The sequence below is a fragment of the Microbulbifer mixtoriginis (SeqCode) genome (assembly GCF_052466765.1).
This window is the reverse complement of record NZ_CP174289.1, coordinates 2,524,124-2,547,456: the sequence shown is the minus strand read 5'-3', so window position 1 is coordinate 2,547,456 and position 23,333 is coordinate 2,524,124. Positions and strand designations below refer to the sequence as shown.

Annotated in this window: 18 protein-coding genes; 7 read left to right on the top strand and 11 right to left on the bottom strand. The window is 52.2% G+C overall.

From position 1 onward, the window contains the following. Nucleotides 1–16 precede the first annotated feature (16 nt). The gene (locus tag ACJJIV_RS11245; RefSeq protein ID WP_444889015.1) at nucleotides 17–3,598 is read left to right on the top strand and encodes an ABC transporter permease/M1 family aminopeptidase; all 3,582 of its coding nucleotides are present in this window, start codon (nucleotides 17–19) and stop codon (nucleotides 3,596–3,598) included. Nucleotides 3,599–3,768: 170 nt separating this feature from the next. After that, entirely contained in the window at nucleotides 3,769–4,167 is a 399-nt protein-coding gene (locus ACJJIV_RS11240; RefSeq protein WP_152455932.1) for an acyl-CoA thioesterase, read from the top strand. Nucleotides 4,168–4,237: 70 nt separating this feature from the next. On the opposite strand, the gene ACJJIV_RS11235 is transcribed toward ACJJIV_RS11240, so the two are convergent. Continuing rightward, complete coding sequence (locus ACJJIV_RS11235) at nucleotides 4,238–5,386, bottom strand: TRAP transporter substrate-binding protein (RefSeq protein WP_252083924.1); 1,149 nt, start codon at nucleotides 5,384–5,386, stop codon at nucleotides 4,238–4,240. A gap of 139 nt (nucleotides 5,387–5,525) precedes the next feature. Continuing rightward, nucleotides 5,526–7,730 (bottom strand): DNA helicase II, encoded by a 2,205-nt coding sequence (gene uvrD / locus ACJJIV_RS11230; protein ID WP_444889014.1) that lies wholly within the window; start codon nucleotides 7,728–7,730, stop codon nucleotides 5,526–5,528. Nucleotides 7,731–7,869: 139 nt separating this feature from the next. On the opposite strand from uvrD, the gene hexR reads away from it, so the two are divergent. Both hexR and ACJJIV_RS11220 read left to right on the top strand, forming a co-directional pair. Continuing rightward, nucleotides 7,870–8,724, top strand: a complete 855-nt coding sequence (gene hexR / locus ACJJIV_RS11225) for a transcriptional regulator HexR (protein ID WP_108735063.1) — start codon at nucleotides 7,870–7,872, stop codon at nucleotides 8,722–8,724. A 119-nt stretch (nucleotides 8,725–8,843) separates the two neighbouring features. Next, the gene (locus tag ACJJIV_RS11220) at nucleotides 8,844–10,103 is read left to right on the top strand and encodes a multidrug effflux MFS transporter (RefSeq protein ID WP_444889013.1); all 1,260 of its coding nucleotides are present in this window, start codon (nucleotides 8,844–8,846) and stop codon (nucleotides 10,101–10,103) included. 57 nt (nucleotides 10,104–10,160) lie between these two features. Here ACJJIV_RS11220 and ACJJIV_RS11215 read toward each other — a convergent pair whose 3' ends face one another. Continuing rightward, nucleotides 10,161–10,610 carry a GNAT family N-acetyltransferase gene (locus ACJJIV_RS11215; protein WP_444889012.1) on the bottom strand — a complete coding sequence of 150 codons (450 nt, stop codon included), beginning with the start codon at nucleotides 10,608–10,610 and terminating at the stop codon, nucleotides 10,161–10,163. Between the two features lie 90 nt (nucleotides 10,611–10,700). Next, nucleotides 10,701–11,114: a rhodanese-like domain-containing protein gene (locus ACJJIV_RS11210; protein ID WP_444887604.1), complete on the bottom strand. Its 414-nt coding sequence runs from the start codon at nucleotides 11,112–11,114 to the stop codon at nucleotides 10,701–10,703. A gap of 143 nt (nucleotides 11,115–11,257) precedes the next feature. Here ACJJIV_RS11210 and ACJJIV_RS11205 point away from each other — a divergent pair, with 143 nt between their 5' ends. Then, nucleotides 11,258–12,247 (top strand): helix-turn-helix domain-containing protein, encoded by a 990-nt coding sequence (locus ACJJIV_RS11205; RefSeq protein WP_444889011.1) that lies wholly within the window; start codon nucleotides 11,258–11,260, stop codon nucleotides 12,245–12,247. A gap of 124 nt (nucleotides 12,248–12,371) precedes the next feature. Here ACJJIV_RS11205 and gstA read toward each other — a convergent pair whose 3' ends face one another. Both gstA and ACJJIV_RS11195 read right to left on the bottom strand, forming a co-directional pair. Beyond that, complete coding sequence (gene gstA / locus ACJJIV_RS11200) at nucleotides 12,372–12,971, bottom strand: glutathione transferase GstA (protein WP_444889010.1); 600 nt, start codon at nucleotides 12,969–12,971, stop codon at nucleotides 12,372–12,374. A gap of 65 nt (nucleotides 12,972–13,036) precedes the next feature. Continuing rightward, the gene (locus ACJJIV_RS11195) at nucleotides 13,037–13,435 is read right to left on the bottom strand and encodes a DoxX family protein (RefSeq protein WP_252083931.1); all 399 of its coding nucleotides are present in this window, start codon (nucleotides 13,433–13,435) and stop codon (nucleotides 13,037–13,039) included. A 442-nt stretch (nucleotides 13,436–13,877) separates the two neighbouring features. Between ACJJIV_RS11195 and ACJJIV_RS11190 the strand changes: the two genes are divergently transcribed. Beyond that, nucleotides 13,878–15,185 (top strand): cation:proton antiporter, encoded by a 1,308-nt coding sequence (locus tag ACJJIV_RS11190; RefSeq protein ID WP_252083932.1) that lies wholly within the window; start codon nucleotides 13,878–13,880, stop codon nucleotides 15,183–15,185. A 13-nt stretch (nucleotides 15,186–15,198) separates the two neighbouring features. Further along, nucleotides 15,199–17,055, top strand: a complete 1,857-nt coding sequence (locus tag ACJJIV_RS11185; protein WP_252083933.1) for a monovalent cation:proton antiporter-2 (CPA2) family protein — start codon at nucleotides 15,199–15,201, stop codon at nucleotides 17,053–17,055. A gap of 117 nt (nucleotides 17,056–17,172) precedes the next feature. Here the strand turns inward: ACJJIV_RS11185 and ACJJIV_RS11180 are convergent, their stop codons facing one another. From ACJJIV_RS11180 to ACJJIV_RS11160, 5 genes are all read right to left on the bottom strand, one after another. Then, a complete protein-coding gene (locus tag ACJJIV_RS11180) occupies nucleotides 17,173–17,535 on the bottom strand; it encodes a cupin domain-containing protein (RefSeq protein WP_252083934.1) in 363 nt (120 codons plus the stop codon). Nucleotides 17,536–17,576: 41 nt separating this feature from the next. Further along, a complete protein-coding gene (locus ACJJIV_RS11175; RefSeq protein WP_444889009.1) occupies nucleotides 17,577–19,196 on the bottom strand; it encodes a Na+/H+ antiporter in 1,620 nt (539 codons plus the stop codon). A gap of 557 nt (nucleotides 19,197–19,753) precedes the next feature. Then, entirely contained in the window at nucleotides 19,754–20,602 is an 849-nt protein-coding gene (locus tag ACJJIV_RS11170) for an alpha/beta fold hydrolase (protein ID WP_444889008.1), read from the bottom strand. Between the two features lie 23 nt (nucleotides 20,603–20,625). Beyond that, nucleotides 20,626–22,455, bottom strand: coding sequence for a glutamine--fructose-6-phosphate transaminase (isomerizing) (gene glmS, locus ACJJIV_RS11165; protein WP_444889007.1), 1,830 nt, complete (start codon nucleotides 22,453–22,455; stop codon nucleotides 20,626–20,628). A gap of 46 nt (nucleotides 22,456–22,501) precedes the next feature. Then, complete coding sequence (locus ACJJIV_RS11160; RefSeq protein WP_252083938.1) at nucleotides 22,502–23,278, bottom strand: DeoR/GlpR family DNA-binding transcription regulator; 777 nt, start codon at nucleotides 23,276–23,278, stop codon at nucleotides 22,502–22,504. Nucleotides 23,279–23,333 lie beyond the last annotated feature (55 nt).

The following is a 23,333-nucleotide window of genomic DNA, read 5'->3' as shown; positions in this document are numbered from 1 at the left end:
GGGGGAGGATTTCTAAATGTTTTTATCGGTTGCTAAGTTTGAATTTCACTACCAGTTGCGCCAGCCACTGTTTTATGTGACCAGCCTGGTATTTTTTCTACTGACTTTTGGTGCTATGACCGTCGACAATATACAGATCGGCGGCGGTGGAGGTAGCACCCTGATCAACTCTCCCTACGCGATTATGCTAACCCTGTTAGTAATGTGCGTTTTCAGTATTTTTATCACTGCCGCCTTCGCAGCCAATCCGGTGCTGCGTGATCGCGATATGAAAATGGAAGGTATTGTCTTCAGTACCCCTATTAATAAGCGTGATTATTTATTGGGGCGCTTCACAGGATCATTCGCCGTGGCCTTTCTGGCTTTCTCATCTACGGCGCTGGGTATGCTGTTCGGTTCATGGATGCCTTGGCTAGACCCAGAGCGCTTGGGCCCCACTCAAATATCCCACTACCTGCAAACCTTATTCATACTTATCTTTCCCACCATGCTGTTTTGCAGCGCCATGTTTTTTAGCCTGGCAGCCATAACTCGCAGCATGATGGCCACTTACCTGGGGTTGATCGCCTTCCTGATACTCTATTTCACCAGCCAGGGAATCATGGATGAACCCGCCTATCGAAGTGCTGCCGCACTGGCTGACCCCTTTGGTATCGCCGCCTTCCAGGAGACAACTCGCTACTGGACCGCTTTCGATCGCAATACCTCTATGATCGCACTAGAGGGAAACTTTCTAATCAACCGCTTACTATGGCTGGGCGCCAGCTTATTATTTATCGGCTTAGGCTATAAATGCTTTTCATTTGCCGAACGTAAATCTCTCTGGTCGCGCCGCCGCACCACAGAAGCCGCAGACAGTGAGATACCTAGGTACATCAAGCCCCTACCGCGAATTACTCCAAACTTTGGGGCAGCCACGGTTTGGCAACAATTCCGTATACGCTGCGGTTTTGAAGTAAAAGCAGTAGTAAAAAGCCTAGCTTTTTGGGTAATCCTGGCACTGGGTGTTCTGAATGTCTTGGGCGCATCCCTGAGCCTGGAGGCAGTATTTGGCACCTCGGTATACCCGGTGACTCGTTCTATGGTCAGTCTGATAGAAGGTGCTTTTAGCCTCATCATGTTGATTATTCTGATCTACTATGGGGCTGAATTGGTGTGGCGAGAACGCCAGGCCGGTTGCCATGAAATTATGGATGCCGTGCCCACACCCAGCTGGATTTTCGTAGCGAGCAAGTTTATTGCAATGCTGGTGGTTCTGGCCGGTATCCTGATAGCCTGCATGCTTACCACTGTGGCTGTACAGCTGGGCAAGGGATATACAACGCTTGAGCCTGGACTGTATTTTTACGGACTCTGGTATCAGTTTGCGCTGCCGTTTTACTTGATGGCAGTCCTATCTATCTTTGCCCAGGTGATAACCCGCAATAAATTCCTCGGCATGCTACTGATGGTGGGCTACTTAATTAGCTCCAGTGTCCTTGATGGCCTTGGGTTCGAACACAACCTCTATCAATTTGCAGACTGGAACGCCGCACCTTACTCGGATATGAATGGTTATGGTCACTTTGATCAGGGTCGGGCTTGGTTTGCGTTATATTGGATCAGCTTCAGCCTGATACTGGCCATCTTGAGTTACGGGCTCTGGCAGCGCGGTACCCTGGCTCCTCTAACTAGCCGGGTCAAAGCCCTGCGCTTCCAACTGGGGCTTTCCAGTCGATTAACTGCCTCCACAACCCTGCTACTGTTTATCGGCACGGGCGCCTTTATTTTCTACAACACCAATATTCTCAATCACTACGAAACCAGCAAGGATCGTGAGCGACTGGCCGCAAACTATGAGAAGAAATACAAGGCCCTGGAGGATAAACTCGCACCACATATCACCGATGTCAAAGTGGATGTGGATATCTTCCCCAATGAACGCCGCTATGAAGTGCGCGGCCGCTACTTCCTGGTTAACAAGCGTGAGGAGTCGATTGATGAGGTAGTTATAGGGCTGGATCGCGGCCTTACAGTTAACCAGTTATCCCTAAATCAGGCCAAGTTACGCGAAAAGGACGAGCAGTTCGGACACTATTTCTTCGAGCTGGATCGCCCACTTGAATCCGGCCAGTCCCTCACGCTGGAGTTTGATCTGAGCAGGATCAATCGCGGCTTTATGAACTCCGGCTCCTCCACCACCTTGGTGCAGAACGGTACCTTCTTTAATAACTACGAAGCGCTGCCCTTTATCGGTTACAACAGCAATTTTGAGTTGACTGATCGTCACCTGCGTAAAAAGCACGATCTACCGCCGCCGCAGCGTATGCCCAAACTGGAGGACAAAGAGCACTACCGAAAATCCTATCTTCGCAGCGACTCCGACTGGATCAACTTTGAAACCACCGTCAGTACTTCCTTGGGACAGATAGCACTGGCCCCCGGCTACCTACAAAAAGACTGGCAGGAGGGAGAGCGCCATTACTTTCATTACAAGATGGACGCGCCCATTCACAACTTTTTTTCCTACCTTTCAGCGGACTACACAGTGGTCAAAGATAAATGGCAGGACGTTGCCATTGAGGTCTACCACCACAAGCCCCACGACTACAACATAGATCGTATGGTTGAGGGAGTGAAAAAGTCCCTGGAGTATTTCAGTGAGGCATTCAGCCCTTATCAGTATCGCCAACTGCGTATCGTCGAGTTCCCAGGCTATGAATCCTTTGCCCAGGCATTCCCCAACACCGTACCTTTCTCTGAATCTATCGGTTTTGTCGCCGATCTGCGGGACCCGGATGAGATTGATTACGTCTTCTATGTAACCGCCCACGAGGTGGCGCACCAGTGGTGGGCGCATCAATTGATTGGCGCCAATGTACAGGGAGCGACTCTACTGTCTGAAACCCTGGCGCAATACTCAGCACTAATGGTGATGGAGCGGGAATACGGCCCTGAAAAAATGCGTCGTTTCCTCAAATATGAGCTAGATGGCTACCTGAGCGCTCGGGGTACCGAGTTGCTTGAGGAGTTACCTTTATCTCGCAACGAAAACCAGACCTATATCCATTACGACAAGGGCTCGCTAGCGATGTACGCCCTTAAGGATGCGATGGGTGAAGATGCCGTCAATGCGGCTTTGGCTTCCCTGTTAAAAGAAAAAGGCTTCTCCAGTGATCCCTATCCCACCAGCATGGATTTAGTGGCAAGACTCCGAGCCCACGCCGCCCCCACCCAGCAAGAGCTGATCACCGATATGCTGGAGCGAGTAGTCCTCTTTGATCTCAAAGTCGCAAATGCCACCTATGAGCTGTTGGAGAACGGCAATTATCGCGTATTACTGGAGCTGGAAGCGCACAAATATGAAGCCGAAGGGGATGGACAGGAACAAGAAATTCCCATCAATAACTGGATAGATGTTGCCATTTTTGCAGAAGATCCCGACAAGAACACCAGTTCAGACAATGTGCTCTACTTGGCCAAACAGGAGATCAGTGAAGAGACCACCCTGCTGGAGTTTGAGGTGAAGGGCAAACCGAGCATTGCTGGCTTTGATCCCTATATCAAGATGATCGACAAAAACCCGGACGACAATCTGTTGGCAATAGAGGCACTTTAGGGCTCTTGTCACTAATTTCCCGGCCACCTAGGGGGTGGCTGGGAAAAACTTCACTCGTTTTCGTTGGAAAAACTCAGACAAGCACTGGTCAAATACTACTCAATTTGTGCTAGAATGCGCCACCTTCCCTCAGGTGGAAACCAATAACTCTAACAATCTGTGAGTAGTCGATGTCCGCACTTTCAGCCCTTGATGAAAACCCGCAACCAACAGGCACGCTTACCCTGCAAACCCTGGCTATGCCCCGTGATACCAATCCCCAGGGGGATGTATTCGCTGGTTGGCTGATGTCGCAAATGGACCTGGCTGGAGCAATCTTGGCCCAAAGCATTGCGCGCGGCAGGGTAACTACCGTAGCGGTCGGCAGTATGGTGTTCTTACGCCCGGTTCCGGTTGGCTCTACGGTCAGCTGTTATGCCGAGGCTATAGAGGTAGGGCGTTCCTCTATTAGAACAATGGTTGAGGTATGGCTGACACGGGTGGACTCTGGTGAGCAGGTAAAGGTCACCGAGGGTGAGTTTGTTTTTGTCGCTATCGACGATAGAGGGCATACCAGACCACTGCCCTGAAACGACTTGCAAAACTATTTCGGGAAACTGCCTTAAACCAGTTTCCCTTCTATGATATTAATTTTGCCTTTTATTCCTGTTTCTTGCTTTCCCCATCAAGTTCACGCGCCTGGTAATAAGCCTCTTCACTTATCTGGTGATAGGGCCGCACATCCCGCTCAAAATCCTTAAAGGCTTTATAGATACGCGCAAATTCTGGGTCCTTATTTGCGGTCTCTTGCATCAGCTGAGTATTGATCTGCTTTAAATGGGCAAGTACATCGTCTGGTAAACGCTTAACTTTGACTCCATGTGTTTCCACCAGCTCACGCAGGGCGCGATTATTACGAGCGGTGTACTCATCCAACATGTCCTGGTTTGCTTCGCGGGCAGCCACGCGCACAATGGCCTGTAGGTCTTTGGGCAATTTCTCAAAGGCTTTTTTATTGACGATAAATTCCATCATTGAGCCGGGTTCATGCCAGCCGGGATAGTAGTAGTACTCGGCAACCTGATGGAAACCGAAAGCGAGATCGTTATAAGGTCCAACCCACTCGGTCGCATCAATAACACCAGTCTGCAGCGCGGTATAGAGTTCACCACCGGGAATAGTCACAGCTGTACCGCCGGCCCGGTTTAATACTTCTCCGCCCAGACCGGGAATTCGCATTTTTAAGCCCTGCAAATCCTTAACAGAGTTAATTGGTTTGTTAAACCAGCCGGCCATCTGTACCCCAGTGGAGCCACCCGCTAGGGGGATCAGGTTGAACGGTTCATAAATCTCTTTCCAGAGTTCCAAACCACCACCGTGGTGCAGCCAGCCATTCATTTCCTGGGCGTTTAAACCAAACGGTACCGCGGTAAAAAACTGGGCCGCTGGAATCTTGCCTTTCCAATAATAGGCGGCACCATGTCCCATCTGTGCAGCGCCCTCAGATACCGCACCAAAAATACCCAGAGCGGGTACCAGCTCACCCGCACCATAAACTTTAATTTTGAGGCGGCCGGAGGACATCAACTCAACGTTTTTTGCAAAGCGCTCCGGGGCCTGGCCGAGGCCGGGGAAATTTTTTGGCCAAGTGGTAACAAGCTTCCACTCAAACAACTCTTTGTTGCCATTATCGGAAAAATGTTGTGCAGGGCCCTGTGCCACACGGGAAGTGACCAGTGCAGCAAAGGTAATAACGAGCAGGGCGATAAGGCCCAAAATAATAGCGGGATACCAGTTAACTTTTTTCATCGCTTTTAATTATCTTTTTTCTTGTAAGGCGCTGATCATCGATAAATGATCTTTTTTAAATGGTCGGGATTTTGGGAAAAACCAAAATCAGTGCAGAAAAAATTTCTAATCTGACTTGGTTTTTATCAAAGCAAACAATCTATAAAGGCTGCAGCTTAGCCATAGCCACTACCAGCCATTTACTGCCAACATCATCGAAATTGACCTGTACACGTGTACGGGGGCCATTACCTTCGAACTGCACTACGGTGCCCTCGCCGAACCTGACATGCTCAACCCGGCCACCCAGTGCCAATGGTGGTAAATCATCGAAATCTGGCGCCGGGTCGGAAAACTGGCCCACCTTGCCATAATCCGCCTGGTAGAGGGGACGGGAAATTTCGGTCTTCAAGCGCACTTCGTGCACCAAATTTGGCGGAATCTCACCGATAAAGCGAGACGGACTGTTGTAGGTCTCGCTGCCAAACAGGCGCCGGTTTTCCGCGTAGGTAATATACAGTTTACACATGGCGCGGGTGATACCCACGTAGCAGAGGCGCCGCTCTTCCTCCATACGGCCGGGCTCCTGTGCAGACATCTTGTGGGGGAACAGGTTTTCCTCCACGCCCGCCATAAACACCAAAGGAAATTCCAGGCCCTTGGCAGAGTGCAGGGTCATCAGCTGGACGGCATCTTCAAACTCATCCGCCTGGCCTTCACCGGCATCGAGGGCGGCGCTGTCGAGGAACTGGTTAAGAAGAGGGATTTCCTCCTCATCTTCCTCCCCCTCGGGCAGGTCCACACCGGCAAAAGAGCGACAAGCAGTGACCAATTCCTGCAAGTTCTCCACCCGCGTCTGGCCCTTCTCACCTTTTTCTTTGCCGTGGAATTCCAGCAGGCCGCTAGTCTCGATCACATCCTCGGCAATGGCATCCAGCTCTTTATCTTCCGCATTTGCAGCCAGCTGGTTGATCAGATCCAGAAAGCTCTGCAGAGCATTACCGGCGCGCGCAGCCAGTACGCGCTGTTGTAACATCAGCTTGGCCGCCTGCCACAAGGAACAGCCCTGCTCGCGAGCAAAGGAGCGCACCATTTCCACCGTGCGCGCACCAATGCCACGAGTGGGGGTATTCACCACCCGTTCAAATGCAGTGTCATCATTGCGATTGCTGATCAGGCGCAGGTAGGACAGGGCATTTTTGATTTCCAGGCGATCGTAGAAGCGCTGGCCACCGTAGATACGGTAGGGCACCTGTTCGCGCAGTAGCCCCTCTTCAAGCACCCGGGATTGGGCGTTGGAGCGGTAGAGGATGGCAATGCTGTCGCGGCGATTGCCATCGCGCACCCAATCATTGATACGCTCGACGATAAAGCGCGACTCATCCTGCTCGTTGTAGGCGGCGTAGACGGCGATGGGCTCGCCTTCTTCCCCCTTGGTCCACAACTCCTTGCCCAGACGACCGCTGTTATTGGCGATCACCGCGTTGGCCGCATTCAGAATGGTGGAGGTGGAGCGATAATTCTGCTCCAGGCGTACCGTCTGCACTTCACGCAGATCTGTAGAAAAGTGCTGGATATTCTCGATCTTGGCGCCGCGCCAACCGTAAATGGACTGGTCATCGTCACCCACAGCGGTGATATGGCACTGTTCCCCTGCGAGCAGGCGCAACCAAGCGTATTGAATCGTGTTGGTATCCTGGAACTCATCCACCAGGATATGGGGGAAACGCCGGCGGTAGTGGGCCAGAATACTGTCGTTATTCAGCCAAAGTTCGTGGGCGCGCAGCAGCAACTCGCCAAAATCTACCAGCCCACCGCGCTGACAGGCCTCTTCATAGGCGAAGTAGATGCGCACCATGGTCTGCAACCAGGGATCGGCGCCGGCATTGATATATTGCGGGCGCAGGCCTTCATCTTTCTGCGCGCCAATCCACCACTGGGTTTCCCGCGGCGGCCACTTTTTATCGTCCAGCCCCAGATCTGCCTGTACCCGCTTGACCAGGCGCAGCTGGTCGTCGGAATCCAGAATCTGGAAGTTCTGCGGCAACTTGGCTTCTTGCCAGTGGGCTTTGAGCAGGCGGTGAGCCAGGCCGTGGAAAGTGCCCACCCACATGCCAAAGGTATTCACCCCCAGCAACTCTTCGATACGGGCGCGCATCTCGCGGGCCGCCTTGTTGGTAAAGGTCACCGCCATAATGGAGTAGGGCGAGGCGCCCTCCACCTGCATTAGCCAAGCGATGCGGTGTACCAGCACCCGGGTCTTGCCCGAGCCGGCACCGGCCAGAACCAATTGATTGCCGGGCGCGGCAGCTACCGCTTCGCGCTGGGCGTCGTTGAGGGGGTCTAAAATCTGAGATACGTCCATGGGCGAAGATTGTACCAGAGCTGCTGTATAAGACCTGTGTAAATAAACAGGATTTTACCCCGGCTGACAATGCAAAGCCCCTCGCCAGCCGGGGGCGCAGCGGCTAAACTGCGCCAACTGGCATAGAGAAGGAAGTCCTGTGAAACCGGCGGAAGTAACGCAACGAATCAGTGAGCAACTGTCATCCATGCGCAAATCTGAGCGCAAGGTGGCGGAGTATATTCTCGCCAATCCCGATGAAATTATTCATATGCGCATCGTCGACCTGGCCACCGAGGCCCAGGTGAGCGAGCCGACCGTGGTGCGCTTTTGTCGCGCCGTGGGCTGTTCCGGCTTCCAGGAGTTCAAGTTGAACCTGGCGCAACAGCTGGCTTCCAGCCCCAGCTTCGGCCAAATCGCGGTGACCGAGACCGACACCATTGCCGAGTACAAACGCAAGGTGTTCGACTCAACAGTAGATACTTTGCTAAAAGTGCGCGATAGAATTGACGACCGCGCCCTTGAGGCCGCTGTCACTGCGATGGCCGCTTCCAAGCGGGTGGAATTCTTCGGCTTTGGCGCCTCTGGTGCTGTCGCCGCCGATGCCCAGCACAAGTTCTTCCGCCTGCAATTGGCCACCGCCGCCCACTCGGACCACCACATCCAGAATATGTCAGCCATGTCTATGCAGCCGGGCGATGTAGTCGTTGCTATCTCCCAGAGTGGCCGCACCAAGGCACTACTGCGCTCCATGAGCATGGCAAAGGAGCAGGGCGCTCTGGTGGTTGGCCTGGCACCCAGCGGTTCGCCGGTGGCACAGCAGGCCAGTATCCCGCTAGAAGTGGATGTGGAAGAAGATATTGAGATCTATACACCACTGTCCTCACGCATCGCCCACCTAGTGGTGATTGATGTGCTCGCCATCGGCGTTGCCCAGCGCAAAGGCCCCCAGTTGCAAGAGCACCTACTAAAGCTGAAGCAGGGCCTGTACACATTGCGGGAAGACAAACACTGAGGGAAATTTGCAAGAATGCGGCACTGGATAATGTGTCGCAGCCCCTCTACCATGCCTGCTGTATCCGGCAATCTACTGCCACTGCCAACAAGTGCCCCTAGCCGTTCCAGAGCAATTCCATGACATCCACCGCATTATCCGCTGAGCAAAAAGCACCGCGCTGGTTGGTGGTATGGCTAGCGGCGCTGGTCTCCCTGACGCCATTTTCCATCGACAGTTACTTGCCGGCTATCCCGGCCATGGCCGGTGCGCTCGATACCGAAGTGGAGCGGGTGCAGTATTCGGTCTCCAGCTTTTTACTGGGTTTTGCCCTAGGCCAGCTCTTCGGCGGCCCTCTCTCCGATCGTTGGGGCAGGCGACTGGTCGGCACTATCGGCCTGTGCATTTATATCGTCAGTTCACTGCTGATCCTATTTGCCGACCATGTCGATCAACTGATTATCCTGCGCTTTTTCCAGGCCGTGGGGGGCGGTTTTGCTACAGTGATTTGCGCCGCCATAGTGCGCGATCTGCACAGTGGGCGTGAAGCCGCCAAAATTATTTCTATGATCAGTACCATCATGCTGATCGCCCCCCTGATCGCTCCAGTAATCGGCTCTCTACTGCTCGCAGTGGGTGGCTGGCAGAGTATTTTTGTATTCCTGCTACTGTACGCCGCTGCCATGCTGCTATTAGTGCGCTTACTGTTACCAGAAACTGTATCGCGTTTTACCCGCGCGCGGCGCCAGTTGATGCCATTAGCTTCACTGATTTCCACTTATGGACAAGTGCTACGCAACCGCCGCGCCCTCGGTTTTCTCGGCGCCCAGGCCTGTGTCAGTGGTTCGATGTTTATCTATATCACCACCGCACCCTTTGTCTTTATGGACTACTTCAGTGTCAGTCCGAGCCGCTTCCCGCTGTTCTTTGGCGCCTGTATTCTGGGGCTGATCTGTATGGTGCAGGTCAATATCCGCCTGCTCAACCTGTTCCAGCCGCGCAATATTTTATTGGCTGGCGTCACTCTGCAGATGCTCGGCTGTGGTTTGCTATTACTCGGCACTTTGACCGGTATTAAAGAGCTGACTCTGTGGATGGTACCGCTGGTATTGGTAATGAGCTGTATCGGTATTACCGGGCCCAATGCCGCCGCCTGTTATCTGGAGTTTTTTCCCAAAATCAGCGGCAGCGCCAACGCCCTGTATGGCGCCACAATTTTTATCACAGGCGGTGTGCTGGGCGGATTGGTCAGCAGCCTGCACACCGGCACCCTGGTTCCTATTGCCGCGTCCATGTTTGGGTGTGCAGTAGTGGCCCTATTCTCCACTCTGGTAATCGCCCAGGCACGCACACCCATCGACTCGGATATACCAATCACCAGGCGCTTTACCCCGCGTTGAAGAGTCAGTTTTGTGTTCATCTATTGAAAAGGGGGTATTTCGGCCCGGCCACATTGGCTAAGTACTCAGGGACCATATTTGCCACTTCTGTTCCGGAGCTCCACCTAGTTGTTGATAAAAAGCTTGTGCATCTACATTAGTAGAAAGAACTTCCCACTTTATTTTGGCACTACCCCGCTCATAGGCCTCTTTTATTAAATACCCCATCAATGCCCTTCCTACTCCTTTACGGCGATACTCTTTGTTACCAACTACGTAAAGTTCTTTAATCCACAGCCAGGGAGTTAAATCGTAGGTCAAGGGAAGGGCATAAAAAACCAGGTAGCCAATAGCCACGCCACTGTCTTCGGCCACTAAACATTGAAAGTCTGCCCGCTTAAATAGCCGATTATTTAATTCTTCCTCAGTAACCTTGAACTTATCTAAGTAGCCTTCGAATTTAGCTAACCCACGCATCATTTCCAATAGTTCGGGAATATCACTAGGCTTTGCGTCACGTATAAGCATTTATTTGTTGCCAAATTTGATGGATTGGTAGAGGGTGCAATCTTCACCCTCTTTGTTTCTGGCCTTGAGAGATAGAATCTCACTTTGATCTTAGGCGCTGATAGTTTCCTTTTCTCCCACCAGTTTGAACCCTTCATCTATCCATCCGGTTATACCACCAATCATTTTTTTCACTGGAAGCCCCAATTTTGCCAACCGGACAGCAGCCTTCTCCGTTGCATTGCAATGGGGCCCGGCGCAGTAGACGACGAACAGAGTGGAATCTAGATAGCGAGATACAAGCTCTTTATTGATGTGCTGATAAGGTAAGGACTCAGCGCCCAAAATGTGCCCCTGACGAAAGGCTTCTTCACCGCGAACATCCAACAGGACAAAGTCCTGGCGCCCATTGGTTAGGGCATGATGAACATCCCAGCAGTCCGTCTCAAAGGCCATCAGTTCTTGGAAATGTTGCAGGGCTTTTTGACTGCTAGCTGGGGCAATACGACTTACAGCAGAACTCATAATTATCTCCTTGGTTAACACTCACTCTTTGTCATGTATGTATTCTGTTCTTTGGCTATTTATTTAACGATTGGCTTAAAAGCCATATAGCGTTAAATTTGAGCCAATCTGAGTATCGAAGTGAGAAATCAAGGGAGGGCATGATGGATAAGGGAAAAGCAAAGCGCGTAGCGATTCTGGTTCATCACCAGGTTGCCTTATTTGAACTTGGCTGCGCGACCGAACTGTTCTGTTTACCCCGCCCCTGTACCGATACGCTCTATGAGGGAGAGGTTGTTTCCTTCACTGCCAAGGCACAGCTGGGGCTTGGGGGGGTATCCCTACAGTGCAGACAAGTGAGCAGCCTGATGGATTACGATTTGTTAGTCGTACCCAGCTGGCCGACTACACCACAAACCAAGGACTGCTCCCTACAATCTGTATACGCTGCTGTGGAAGCCTTTGCGGCGGAACGCCGGCAAATTCTGACTTTTTGTTCTGGCGCATTTTTACCTGCCGAAATTGGTTTGCTGGATGGAAGGCAAGCCACCACTCATTGGCGCTATGCGAATACCTTTAAAAAGCGATTCCCCAAAGTAGAGTATGTAGGGGATGTACTTTATGTCTGGCAGGACAAATTGGCCTGTTCTGCAGGAAGCTCAGCAGCAATAGATTTGGGAATAGAGTATTTACGGCGTAGCCATGGTTATGAATTGGCTAATTCTGTAGCCAAGCGCCTGGTGATGGCTCCTCATCGGCAGGGAGGACAGGCCCAGTTTGTAGAGACCCCAGTTCCCAAGCGGCCCGATCATTTCGCGGGCGCCCTGGATTGGGCCCTTGCCAACCTGGATAAACCCATCATGGTGGGCGACTTGGCGAAGCAAGCGCATCTCTCTCGTCGCAGTTTCGATAGAAAATTTCGCCAATCCATGGGGCTGGCCCCTAAAGAATGGTTAACGCAACAACGGCTTCGTGTAGCGCAGAAAGCACTGGAGTCAGGCAGTGAGACCATTGATCATGCAGCACAAGTTTCTGGTTTTGAGAGCAGTGCAACTCTTCGCCATCACTTCCGTAAAGCTTTCGGTATCTCTCCGGGTCAGTACCAACGACAATTTGCCTGTCCAGATAAGGCAGAAGATATGTGTGGGGAGTAAATAAATCGAGGACTATTCCTGAACGGGATAAGATGCTTTCAGTGAGTACAGCCACAACTTCGACCAACGCTAGCGGAGCTGATGCACTGTTTATTTGGCGGCAATATACTCTTGGGCCCTCAATCTAACTGAGATTTTCCTCTTGCAAGGCCTGCTGAACTGTCGGGCGCGCTGCCATACGCTCCTGAAAAGCCTGTAACCTGGGCCACCGTGTCATATCAAAATCCTGCACCTTGAGCCAGCGGTTTATCAGGTAGAGATACGCATCCACGACAGAAAGAGAATTCCCCAGCAGGTAGTCGTTCTGTAGCTGCTCTTCAATATAGTCTATGCGACGTAGAATCCTTTCCCGAGCTTTTTTCTTTTCTTCCTCAGTGCCTTTCCAAAACAGGGGCAAGAAAGATTTATGAACCTCCGCACTGATAAAATTCAACCACTCCAACAAGCGGTAATGGTCCAAAGTGCCCAACGGTGGCGCCAAACCGGCATCGGGCTTTTGCTCGGCGAGAAACTGCATAATAGCGACGCCCTCTGTGAGTAACTCGCCCCCCTCTAGCTGCAGTACTGGTACATAGCCCTTAGGGTTAACTCTATAAAAGTCGTCGCCGTTTTCCAGGGTATGCGTCTTTAGATCCACCTTGCAGAGTTCGAGATCAATACCCGCCTCCAGGGCGACAATATGTGGGGATAGAGAACAGGCTCCTGGCGCATAAAAGAGTTTCACGGTGACCCTCCTGAGTGGACTGTGCGGCATCGGGCAATATAGGCGCCTACTGGCTTCACAAGGCGCTATTTTTTGCGAATCCAGTGATCTAGGCTGAAGCGCCCAGCACCCGCGCAGGCGAGAATCAGGTAGCCTCCAGCAATGGTGATGTTCTTCATAAAGCTGGTCATCTCTGCGGGATCGCCTGGTGAGTAATGCACCATCCAGGCACTAGCCAGGCAGAAGAGAAAAAGAATCACTGCGGAAAAGCGGGTAAAGAATCCGAGCAATATCGCCAGGCCACCGACCAGTTCTACGATAATCACCAAGGGAAGTAACAGGGCGGGGATTCCCATGGAAACCATAAAGGCTTCCGTCATTTTGTAGCCGCCGATCTTATTCCAGCCGGCAAAGATAAACAGCAGGGACATTAATACCCGCCCGACAAGTTTAGAGGTATCACATAACAGGGGATGATGTGCCACGGCCTTCTCTCTTCTTTAACTGTTACATTGGGCTCTACCTGATGCCTCCAGTGTAGTTGGGAAGCCATATCGAAATGGGGGCGATGCCGACAGCAATGTATTCCACTAAGAGAAACTTGCACCGCAATTGAGAGTCAGACGAGGCGGAAATTAACGAATGACAGTTTCGGCAGGCGCGGAAAAGTTGTTGTAGATATAAATAGAAAATGCGGTTGTACCGCACTGAGGAGCCGTTACAATTGCGCGCCCCCAACCAGGGCGCAGCCGGCGGTATCTATACCTGACACCCCTGTGCCCAGAGCCCTGTCAGGGAAACTCGAGTGGGCCCCTGCGCGACTACACTAACGGCACACTCAGCAACTGATAATTTCGCCCGTAAAAGCATCGCTTTTGAGGGGTGGGCAAGGCCCCGCAATTCTTATCCCTGGAGTCCACGCACGGCATGGAAGTCTATTACACCTTTTGTTTTCTTGCCGCGGTGTCGGTCTTTCTCGGTTTCCTAAATCAGTATGTGCTGCGTGCGCAAACCACAATTGCCATCACCACTGGGGCCCTGGCCTTGTCGCTCATTGTCACCGGCCTGGGCAAATTGGGGATAGTGGAGTTGCGCACCTGGGCCGACCAACTGCTGCCGTTGCTTAACCTGGAAGACATCCTACTCAAGGGAATGCTGGGCTTCCTGCTCTTCGCCGGCAGTTTGCATATCGACCTGTTGGAATTGCGCAATCAAAAACTGGAAATTGGCTTGCTGGCGATTGTTGGTACTTTGATTTCCACTTTTGCGGTGGGCGGCCTGCTGTATTGGTTCCTCATGTTGATCAATATGCCGGTAGCCTTCATTTACTGTCTATTATTTGGTGCCTTGATCTCCCCCACCGACCCCATCGCCGTATTGGCCATTATGAAAAACCTTAAGGCACCGGAGCAGGTTTCCATTCAGGTGGAAGGGGAATCCCTGTTCAACGATGGCTTCGGTATTGTGGTATTTGCAGTAATTTACGCGGTGGCTTTCGAAGGGGGGCAACCAACTGTACCGGCAGTGGCAGAGCTATTCGTGCTGGAAGCGATTGGGGGGATTCTGCTCGGCTTGATTATCGGAGGGCTGTTCCACTGGCTGATCTGTTGCACCGACGACCACAGCCTGGAGCTGTTGCTCACTCTGGTCATTCCAACTGCCGGATTCTCATTGGCCAATATCCTCGGTGTCTCCGGTGCCCTGGCGATGGTAGTGAGCGGAATTATTATCGGCAACTTCACCCGCGAGCGCGGCTTTTCCAGGGTGAGCCAGCACGAACTGGATAACTTCTGGAATATCACCGAGGATTTCCTCAACGGACTGCTGTTCCTGTTGGTGGGCCTGTTCCTGATTACTATCGATCTGCGCCCGGCGGACTACCTGCTAATGGTGGCGGGGATTGTCATCGTACTAATGGCACGAGTCCTGGCTGTGGGGGTGCCCTTCCTGTACCTGAAAAGGCGCCGCAGCTACCACCCTTACACCAACCGGATATTGATCTGGGGTGGTCTCAAAGGCGGCCTGGCCCTGGCCCTGGCCATGTCCATCCCCTCTGGCAGTGCTTTTGTTCAGGGGCAGGACCTGCGCTACCTATGGGTGGTTATGACCTATGGCGTAGTGCTCTTTTCTATTGTGGTGCAGGGCTCTACCATAGCGCCATTAATACGCCGCAGTCGCGAATTTGCCGAACCGGAAAGCGCGCCCGCCAGCGATCAGCAACACACTGCTAACTAGCGATAATCGATCAATGGAACACTCTAACTTCCTTGTTGAAGCCGTCATCTTTATGGGGGCCGCGGTTATCGCTGTGCCTATCGCCACACGCCTGGGCCTGGGTTCCGTACTCGGATACCTACTGGCCGGGGTGGCCATTGGACCCAGCGCACTGGGCCTGGTGGGGGATGCCAGCGATGAAATGCATGTGGCCGAATTCGGCGTAGCGTTGATGCTGTTTTTGATCGGCCTGGAGATGCAACCTAAAAAGTTGTGGCAAATGCGCGGCGCCATCCTCGGCACCGGCAGCGCGCAACTACTCCTGACCGCTGCTGCAGTGGCGGCAATAGCGCTGTGGTTATTCGACATGAGCTGGCGCACCGGCGTAGCGATCGGTTTGATCCTGGCCCTGTCCTCCACCGCTATCGTCTTACAGTCCCTCAATGAAAAAGGGCTTCTCAAAACTCAAGGCGGGCGCAGTGCCTTTGCGGTGCTGTTACTCCAGGATATCGCTGTAATCCCCATTCTCGCCCTGCTGCCACTGCTCGCAGGTACTACCGCCGAATCCCACGCCAGCGGCTTGGAGGGATGGGGATATGCCGCTGCGGTTATTGCCACCATCGCCGCCTTCGCTATCACCGGCCGCTATCTGCTGGGACCGCTGTTACGCCTGGTAGCTGGCAGCCAGGTACGCGAAATGTTTACCGTTACCGCTCTGCTGATTGTCTTTGCTGCAGCGGCGGTAATGAGCTGGCTCGACCTCTCACCGGCTTTGGGTACTTTCCTCGCCGGAGTACTGTTGGCGGAGAGTGAGTTTCGCCACGAACTGGAGGCAGATATTGAGCCGTTCAAAGGATTGTTACTGGGACTTTTCTTTATCGCCGTAGGCGCCAGCCTGAACTTTGCGCAGATCGCGCAAAACCCACTGCTGTTGTTTGGCCTGGTAGTAGCCCTGGTAGTGGTGAAATTTGGCGTTCTGTTCCTATTGGCAAGGTTTCTGCGCATGTCCAAGGGCGAAGATTGGTTATTCGCTCTATCCCTGGCCCAGGCGGGAGAATTTGGCTTCGTTTTGGTGTCCTTTTCCACTCAAATCCAAGTACTCGACGCCGAGGCCAGCAGCTTGTTGGTAGCACTGATCGCCCTGACTATGGCGCTCACACCGATTCTGTTACTGGTATTTGAAAGGTTTATTCAGCCGCGTTTTCTTATCGGCCCGGAAGCCCCACAGGCAGTCGAACACGAACCACCGATGGATTCCAATTCACCGGTCATCATCATCGGTTACGGCCGTTTCGGCCAGATTGCCGGACGCCTGCTCAATGCCTGTGGTTTTAGCACCACCCTACTGGAGCGCAACGCCGAACAGCTGGATTTAGTTCGTCGCTATGGTATTGAGGCCTATTACGGTGATGCCACGCGGGAAGACCTACTGCGCGCCGCCGGCGCCGCCCAGGCACGCTTGGTGATACTCACATTGAGTGATCAGGCCGCGTCTTTGGAGATCATCGCGCAGCTGCAAAAACACTTTCCGCACTTAAAGATTCTCGCGCGGGCGCGCAGCCGTATGCACCAATACGCGCTGATGGAAGCCGGGGTAAAATATATTTTTCGCGAGACCGTCGATCCCGCCTTGGCAATTGGTGAGAAGGCCCTGGAGCTGCTGGGACTCAGCCCCTTGCAAGCGCGCCGCGCTGCACGCAAATTTAAACAGCACGACCAGCGTATGCTGGAGGCACTGTTTCCCTACTGGCGCGATGAGGCACAGCATATCGCGCAAAGCCGTATCTATCGTGAACAACTCTTGCAGGCTCTACAAGAAGACCGCCGCGATAGGGACCTGCACCTGGATCATTACTGGGAAGAGGCGAAAGTGGAGACCGAAAGGTCTTAATTGGCCACTGCCTGTGCCGATAAAAGACTTAGGAACATAGCGCCAAGATAGCTTTTACCCAGATTAGAGTATTGGCTGACGGCGCAAACTTTTGAGCGCAATATGGTTGAGTGCGACTTAGTGGCCAACTGCGGAGCTGTGATCGAGCACAGCGATCACAGCCCGACCTGGTATCAGAGTTTCACTCACATGTCCCTTTCCACACAAATCCTTGGCTAATAAAATATCGCCAGCTCTAAAAATATGCTGTTCGCCAGAGCTGGTCGTTATTTTCACCTCACCTTCCAGATAAAAAATAAACTGCTCTCGTGGCGCGCAGTGCCAATCAAAAATCTGATGCTCATCGAACTCGCGAAAATATATTTGCCGCACCTGATAGGGATCAGAATAATCCCCAAGTGGCTGATGGTTCTTCTGGATTATTTTCCGCTCTTTAAAGGTAGATACGCCATCAACACTTAGCAGCTCTATATACTTCATACCTTTCCCAACCTATTGCGAATATTGATCCGGGAAAATTTCTATTCCTTAGACAAAATACTGGCCTCTATCAGATCAACTTCCAGCACTAATTTTCTGTGCAACTCATCATCAATCTCCCGGCTCACACGGAGTTCCAAAAGACGCTGTCGCTCTGCGGCCAATGCCGCCAGACGAAAACGGCGTTCCACCCGTGCCCTCAACCATACCGTCTCCCCCGCTTCATCATCACCGATGTTGATGCGCCGACGGTATATCTCCAGCAGGTGATCGATCGCCTCGTAGGCAATCTCTTTATTTTTCCAGTGTACATCTATTTCTTTACGCAAATTGATCAGACGATGTTCCGCGGCCTTAGCGGCAGAAACCCTTGCTCCCTTTTCATCGCCAATCGCCGCAAGACTGGGCGTATCCGGTAAGCGCCTAAGAAGAAATGGTAGGAAAATACTGGCAACCAATAATGAAATCAGAATTACCCCCATAGCTATCGCTATAGATGCTTCACGGCCAGGCAATGGTTTGCCATCAGGCATTAACAGAGGCATTGAAAATGCACCAGCAAGAGTGATAGCCCCACGCACACCAGCCACGCTCAACACACTGACCAGAGCAAACTGAGTAGAGAGAGAGGGAAGGTTGCGGCGAAAGCGCGAAAGGTAAAGCGATACCCAAACCCAGATAAAACGCAGCATCAAAAGAACAAAAGAAATTGCCAGGACATACAATACAATCCAACCTAATCCAATATCCTGCGCCCAACTCGAATCTACATCGATAAGGCGCACCAGCTGTTCTCCCAGCAGCACGAAGATAATGCCATCGAGCACAGTTTGTACGGTATTCCAAACTGCTCTACGGTCCATCCGTGTAGCGGATTTTTCTGAACCATGCAGGCTGGTGTAATGAGTGGCAATTCCCGCACTTGCAGCAGCAAGAATTCCCGACACACCCACACTTTGACCGGCTTGGTAGGCGGCAAAAGGGACCAATAAGCTTACCAATATCTGGATCGCCGTATCCTCACCGCGAAGGTACACCAACCAGCGCAACAGATATCCACAGATAAATGCCACCCCCGCACCAATGGCAACCCCTCCTATGGCAACCCAAAAAAAACCGGTTACAGCCTGTGGAAAAGAAAAACTGCCAGTCATCGCCGCAGCCAAAGCAATACGAAAAATATCCAGACCAGAGGCATCATTAAATAATGATTCTCCAGCAAGAATATGCTCAAGCCTTGGGGGAATATTATTGGTGCCCTGCACAACCGATACGGCCACAGGATCCGTGGGGGCAAGTATTGCTGCTAGTGCAAATGCCATGGCGATCGGCATAATCGGCAACAACCAAGCGATAAAAAACCCCATGCCAAATACGGTAAATATTACCAGCCCTACAGCCAAGGTAATTATCGAACCTAGATCTCTGAAAAGAGCACCCTTGGGAATGCGCCAGCCAGCCAAAAAAAGCAAAGGTGGAATAAAAAGCAGAAAAAATATTTCTGGGTCTAATGGTATTTTTATGCCGAACACGGCGCCGAGAAGAACACCACCCAAAATTTGAATAAGAGGCAAGGGAACAGGAAAAGGCAAAACTCTAGCGACAATCAGGCTGAGCGCCACTACCAGCAGTAACAGTAGAGCAACAACGAGATAGTGCATCGCCCACTCATATTCCTTTGAAAGACCGCGGCACTGCAATTTTCAACCCGACTTAACAGGTCAGGCATTCCGCCAGTATAGAAAAGAGGATTACCGAGGCTTCACAAAGTCATTCAAAGTGTGGGCTTTAGCGCCTAAGCAAGATCACAGACGCTTTAAGAAACAAAGATCCCTACAAGAGGGAAAAGAGTTAACCGAAACGCTGTAAACCTAACAATTAATTTCGAACAGGCACCTCTGGCATCGGTAGAGAGATACTCTCTAGAGAGAGTTCATTAAAAATAGGGAAAGATTATTAATAACCTAAGGACTTTCTCATAAATTAGAGTTCCTTGTGCATAATTTTGGGAAAGTTGGATTTTTTTAAAAAATACATATCCACATCAACAGCCACCTGCTGCCGTAGGGTAAATTTTAAAACTCCAACCTGTTAATAACACTCCCTATCTTACCCACCGAAAAAGAACGCAGACCAGGTAACAGAGTACCTGTGGAAAACCAGCGGATAATAATCAATCCAGCCAAAAAAATATTAATAGGCCTCTATTTAAACCCGACTAACTGGCGAGAAAATCACTCAGCAACCGATTAAACCTCTGTGGCGCTTCAAGAAATAGGAAGTGACTGCCTCCATCTTCAGCCTCGATAATCTCCAACCGAGAACTTTTAATTTGTTGATGAATCCATTCCTGGCATTCTACTGGGTGAGGGCTGGCACGGCCGAAGGCGATCAAAGAGGGTTTTTCAATTCTGGGGATAAAATCGCGCCAATCTCGAGTAACATTGTCAATAAACAGGCGCGCCGCCAGAGCGCGCGGGAACTGCAAATTGACCCCAACCAGCTCTTCCCTTTGATCCTGTGTCATTGCCGGAGTCACCATTGACATCAAAATGTCACGGGTTGCCTGCTCGCCCTGGGAGCTACGCAGTTGACCGGTAAACTGGAAGAGCTGTTCGGCAGTGAGGATTGCACCGGCCTGCAAACGCTCTTGTTCAGACCAATAAGGCTGGGCAAGTAAGGCGGCGGGTTCATCAATAAAAATCAGTTTGGAAACTCGCGTATCGCCAAACATCTCCAGGTAATTCCAGATCACCGAAGCACCGGCCGAGTGGCCAAGTAGATAGAGAGGGGCCGGGTCCAGGGCTGTGATCAACTCCTGTAAGTCCTTCGCCAAGCGGGCAATACGGTAGCCATACAAGGGTTTTTCTGACTGACCGTGGCCGCGCATATCGAGAGCAATGACTCGGTAGCGATCACATAAACCGGCAAGTTGATGCTTGAACAGGGCCGCCCCTTGAGACCAACCGTGCAGTATCAGTAGAGTCGGACCAGTCCCGGCACACAGATAGCTGAGCTTTACCCCATCCGACGTGGTAAAGCTAAAGCGCTGCGTGGATTTGTTCATAAGCCATCCATGGCCTTGGAGAGTTACTCTACCGTCACCGACTTAGCCAGGTTCCTAGGCTGATCAACATCGGTACCTTTCAGCAACGCCACATGATAGCTGAGTAACTGCAGAGGCACTGTGTAGAGGATAGGTGCCAAGCTCTCTGGGGAGTCCGGCACTTCAACCACAGTGATCCCTTCCTCGCTGGTGAAGCCGGCCTTAGGGCTGGCAAAGACAAACAGCTGTCCACCGCGCGCACGCACTTCCTGCAAGTTGGACTTAAGCTTTTCCAACAGCTCGTTGTTGGGGGCCACAACAATTACTGGCATATCCGCATCTACCAATGCCAGCGGGCCGTGCTTGAGCTCACCTGCCGGATAGGCTTCTGCGTGGATATAAGAGATTTCCTTAAGCTTTAATGCACCTTCAAGGGCGATGGGGAACTCGACACCACGGCCGAGGAACAGCGCATGGTTCTTCTCCGCAAAAGCCTCGCTAGTATGCTGAACCAGTGCATCGAGATCAGTAAATTCTTCCATCAGCTTCGGCAGCTGATGCAGCGCACTCACCAGTTCCGCCTCACGCTCACTGGGGAGGCCGTTGGCCTTGGCCAATGCAATACTGAATAACTGCAGGGCCACCAATTGGGTGGTGAAGGCTTTAGTTGAGGCCACACCAATTTCCGGGCCCGCTTCCGTCATCAGCGAAAGTTCAGACTCACGCACCAGAGAACTGTTGGGCACATTGCAGATCGTCATAAAACCCAGGTAGCCAAGTTTTTTGGCCTGACGCAGAGCTGCCAGGGTATCCGCAGTTTCGCCAGACTGAGAAATAGTCACAAACAAAGTACCCGGACGCACAACGGTCTTGCGGTAGCGGATCTCACTTGCCACTTCCACCGAGCAGGGCACTCCCGCCCACTCCTCCAACCAATAGCGCGCAACCATGCCTGCGTGGTAGCTGGTGCCGCAAGCGACGATCTGCACCTGTTCTACCTTGGGTAAAATTTCCTGGGCGAGGCTACCCAGTGCCTGGGACAAGACCGTACGCTCTCCAATACGCCCAGCCAGAGTCGCTGCTACAACTTCAGGCTGTTCGAAGATTTCCTTCTGCATATAGTGGCGATAGCGCCCTTTGTCGGCAACGTCGTGGCCCCTATCCAGCTTATGCACCGGGTGGCTCACTTCTTCGCCCTGCTTATTGCGAACGGAAATTCCGCTGCGACGCACTTCCGCTACATCCCCCTCTTCGAGGAAAATAAAGCGATCGGTAACCTGGCGCAGTGCCATTGGGTCTGAAGCGATAAAGTTCTCCTCAATGCCAACCCCCAAAACCAAGGGGCTGCCGTAGCGCGCACAGGCCAGGACCTCGGGCTCCTCACTACTGATCACAGCGAGCGCGTAAGCGCCCTCAAGCATCTTGGTAGCCTTGCTTACTGCATCCACTAACCCATGGCCATTGGTACTCAAAGAATGAACTAAGTGAACCACCACCTCAGAATCGGTATCCGAGGCAAATTCATAGCCCTTAGCCTGAAGATCCTCACGCAAGGATTGGTGATTTTCAATGATCCCGTTGTGAACTAGGGTAATATGTCCGGACATATGGGGATGGGCATTTTCGTCGGAAGGCACTCCATGGGTTGCCCAGCGAGTGTGGGCAATTCCCTGGAGGCCCTCAGCAGGCTCGGTCGATAACTTGGCCTCCAGGTCTGCGACCTTGCCCAAGCTCTTACGCAGCTGTAGCTGGCCATCTTCATCGCGAAGGCAGACGCCCGCAGAATCATAGCCCCGGTACTCCAGGCGGCGCAGGCCCTCAAGAAGAATGCCCGTCACATTACGCTGGGCCAGTGCCCCAACAATCCCACACATATCGATTTCCTCTCAAATTCCTAAAAGTCTTTTGCTTATTCTTTCGCTAGTCACCGGCAACAGGTTTTGGGGATGCACAAATCACCCGCACGCCCATATCCTTCAGTTTCTCCTGGGCACTCTCTTCCAAACCAGAATCCGTCACCAGTACATCGACTTGTGACCAGGATAGTTCCTGGTTGGGGATGCGCCTGCCAACCTTGCTGGATTCCGCCAACACCACCACTTCCCGTGCAACTTCCGCCATCACCCTGGAAAGACCTATTTGCTCGTTGAACGTACAAGTGCCGCGCTCCAGATCTATGCCATCGGCACCGATAAAAGCTCTGTCGAAGTCGTAATCGCGTAAAACCTGCTCTGCCACCTTGCCCTGAAAGGCCTCGAAGTGGGGGTCCCAGGTGCCGCCTGTCATTAACAGGGTTGGCTCGTTTTCCAGCTCCCGCAGGGCATTAGCCACATGCAAAGAGTTGGTCATGACCACGAGGCCACGCTTAGATTCCAGCTCGGGAATCATCGCCGCAGTCGTGCGGCCGTAATCGATCACGATGCGATGATGATCGGGAATCAAGGCCGCTGCGGCACGGCCAATAGCGCGCTTCACTTCCGATGGCCCATCCTCCACAACCAACTCTCGTGGAACCGGTATGGCACCACCACGCCGACGCAGCAGCAGGCCGTGGTTTTCCATCGCAGTAAGGTCCTTTCGAATCGTAACTTCTGAAGTTTCGAAACGCCTTGCTAAATCTTCGACACTGGCCTCCCCAGTTTCATTCAAAAGACTCATAATCCCATGGCGGCGTTGTTGGGTATTGCGTTTCGACATAACATGCTAACTTTCATTTCGAAACTTAAAGATAGCAAAATGAAAGATAAATTCC

Coding starts and splice junctions, on each gene's coding strand:
- ACJJIV_RS11190 (WP_252083932.1), top strand. CDS start 13,878: ATGGAAGTCTATTACACCTTTTGTTTTCTTGCCGCGGTGTCGGTCTTT.
- ACJJIV_RS11210 (WP_444887604.1), bottom strand. CDS start 11,114: ATGAGTTCTGCTGTAAGTCGTATTGCCCCAGCTAGCAGTCAAAAAGCC.
- ACJJIV_RS11245 (WP_444889015.1), top strand. CDS start 17: ATGTTTTTATCGGTTGCTAAGTTTGAATTTCACTACCAGTTGCGCCAG.
- glmS (WP_444889007.1), bottom strand. CDS start 22,455: ATGTGTGGGATTGTTGGGGCACTGGCCCAGCGTAATGTGACGGGCATT.
- ACJJIV_RS11205 (WP_444889011.1), top strand. CDS start 11,258: ATGGATAAGGGAAAAGCAAAGCGCGTAGCGATTCTGGTTCATCACCAG.
- ACJJIV_RS11170 (WP_444889008.1), bottom strand. CDS start 20,602: ATGAACAAATCCACGCAGCGCTTTAGCTTTACCACGTCGGATGGGGTA.
- ACJJIV_RS11180 (WP_252083934.1), bottom strand. CDS start 17,535: ATGAAGTATATAGAGCTGCTAAGTGTTGATGGCGTATCTACCTTTAAA.
- ACJJIV_RS11215 (WP_444889012.1), bottom strand. CDS start 10,610: ATGCTTATACGTGACGCAAAGCCTAGTGATATTCCCGAACTATTGGAA.
- uvrD (WP_444889014.1), bottom strand. CDS start 7,730: ATGGACGTATCTCAGATTTTAGACCCCCTCAACGACGCCCAGCGCGAA.
- ACJJIV_RS11240 (WP_152455932.1), top strand. CDS start 3,769: ATGTCCGCACTTTCAGCCCTTGATGAAAACCCGCAACCAACAGGCACG.
- ACJJIV_RS11235 (WP_252083924.1), bottom strand. CDS start 5,386: ATGAAAAAAGTTAACTGGTATCCCGCTATTATTTTGGGCCTTATCGCC.
- ACJJIV_RS11220 (WP_444889013.1), top strand. CDS start 8,844: ATGACATCCACCGCATTATCCGCTGAGCAAAAAGCACCGCGCTGGTTG.
- ACJJIV_RS11160 (WP_252083938.1), bottom strand. CDS start 23,278: ATGTCGAAACGCAATACCCAACAACGCCGCCATGGGATTATGAGTCTT.
- ACJJIV_RS11185 (WP_252083933.1), top strand. CDS start 15,199: ATGGAACACTCTAACTTCCTTGTTGAAGCCGTCATCTTTATGGGGGCC.
- ACJJIV_RS11175 (WP_444889009.1), bottom strand. CDS start 19,196: ATGCACTATCTCGTTGTTGCTCTACTGTTACTGCTGGTAGTGGCGCTC.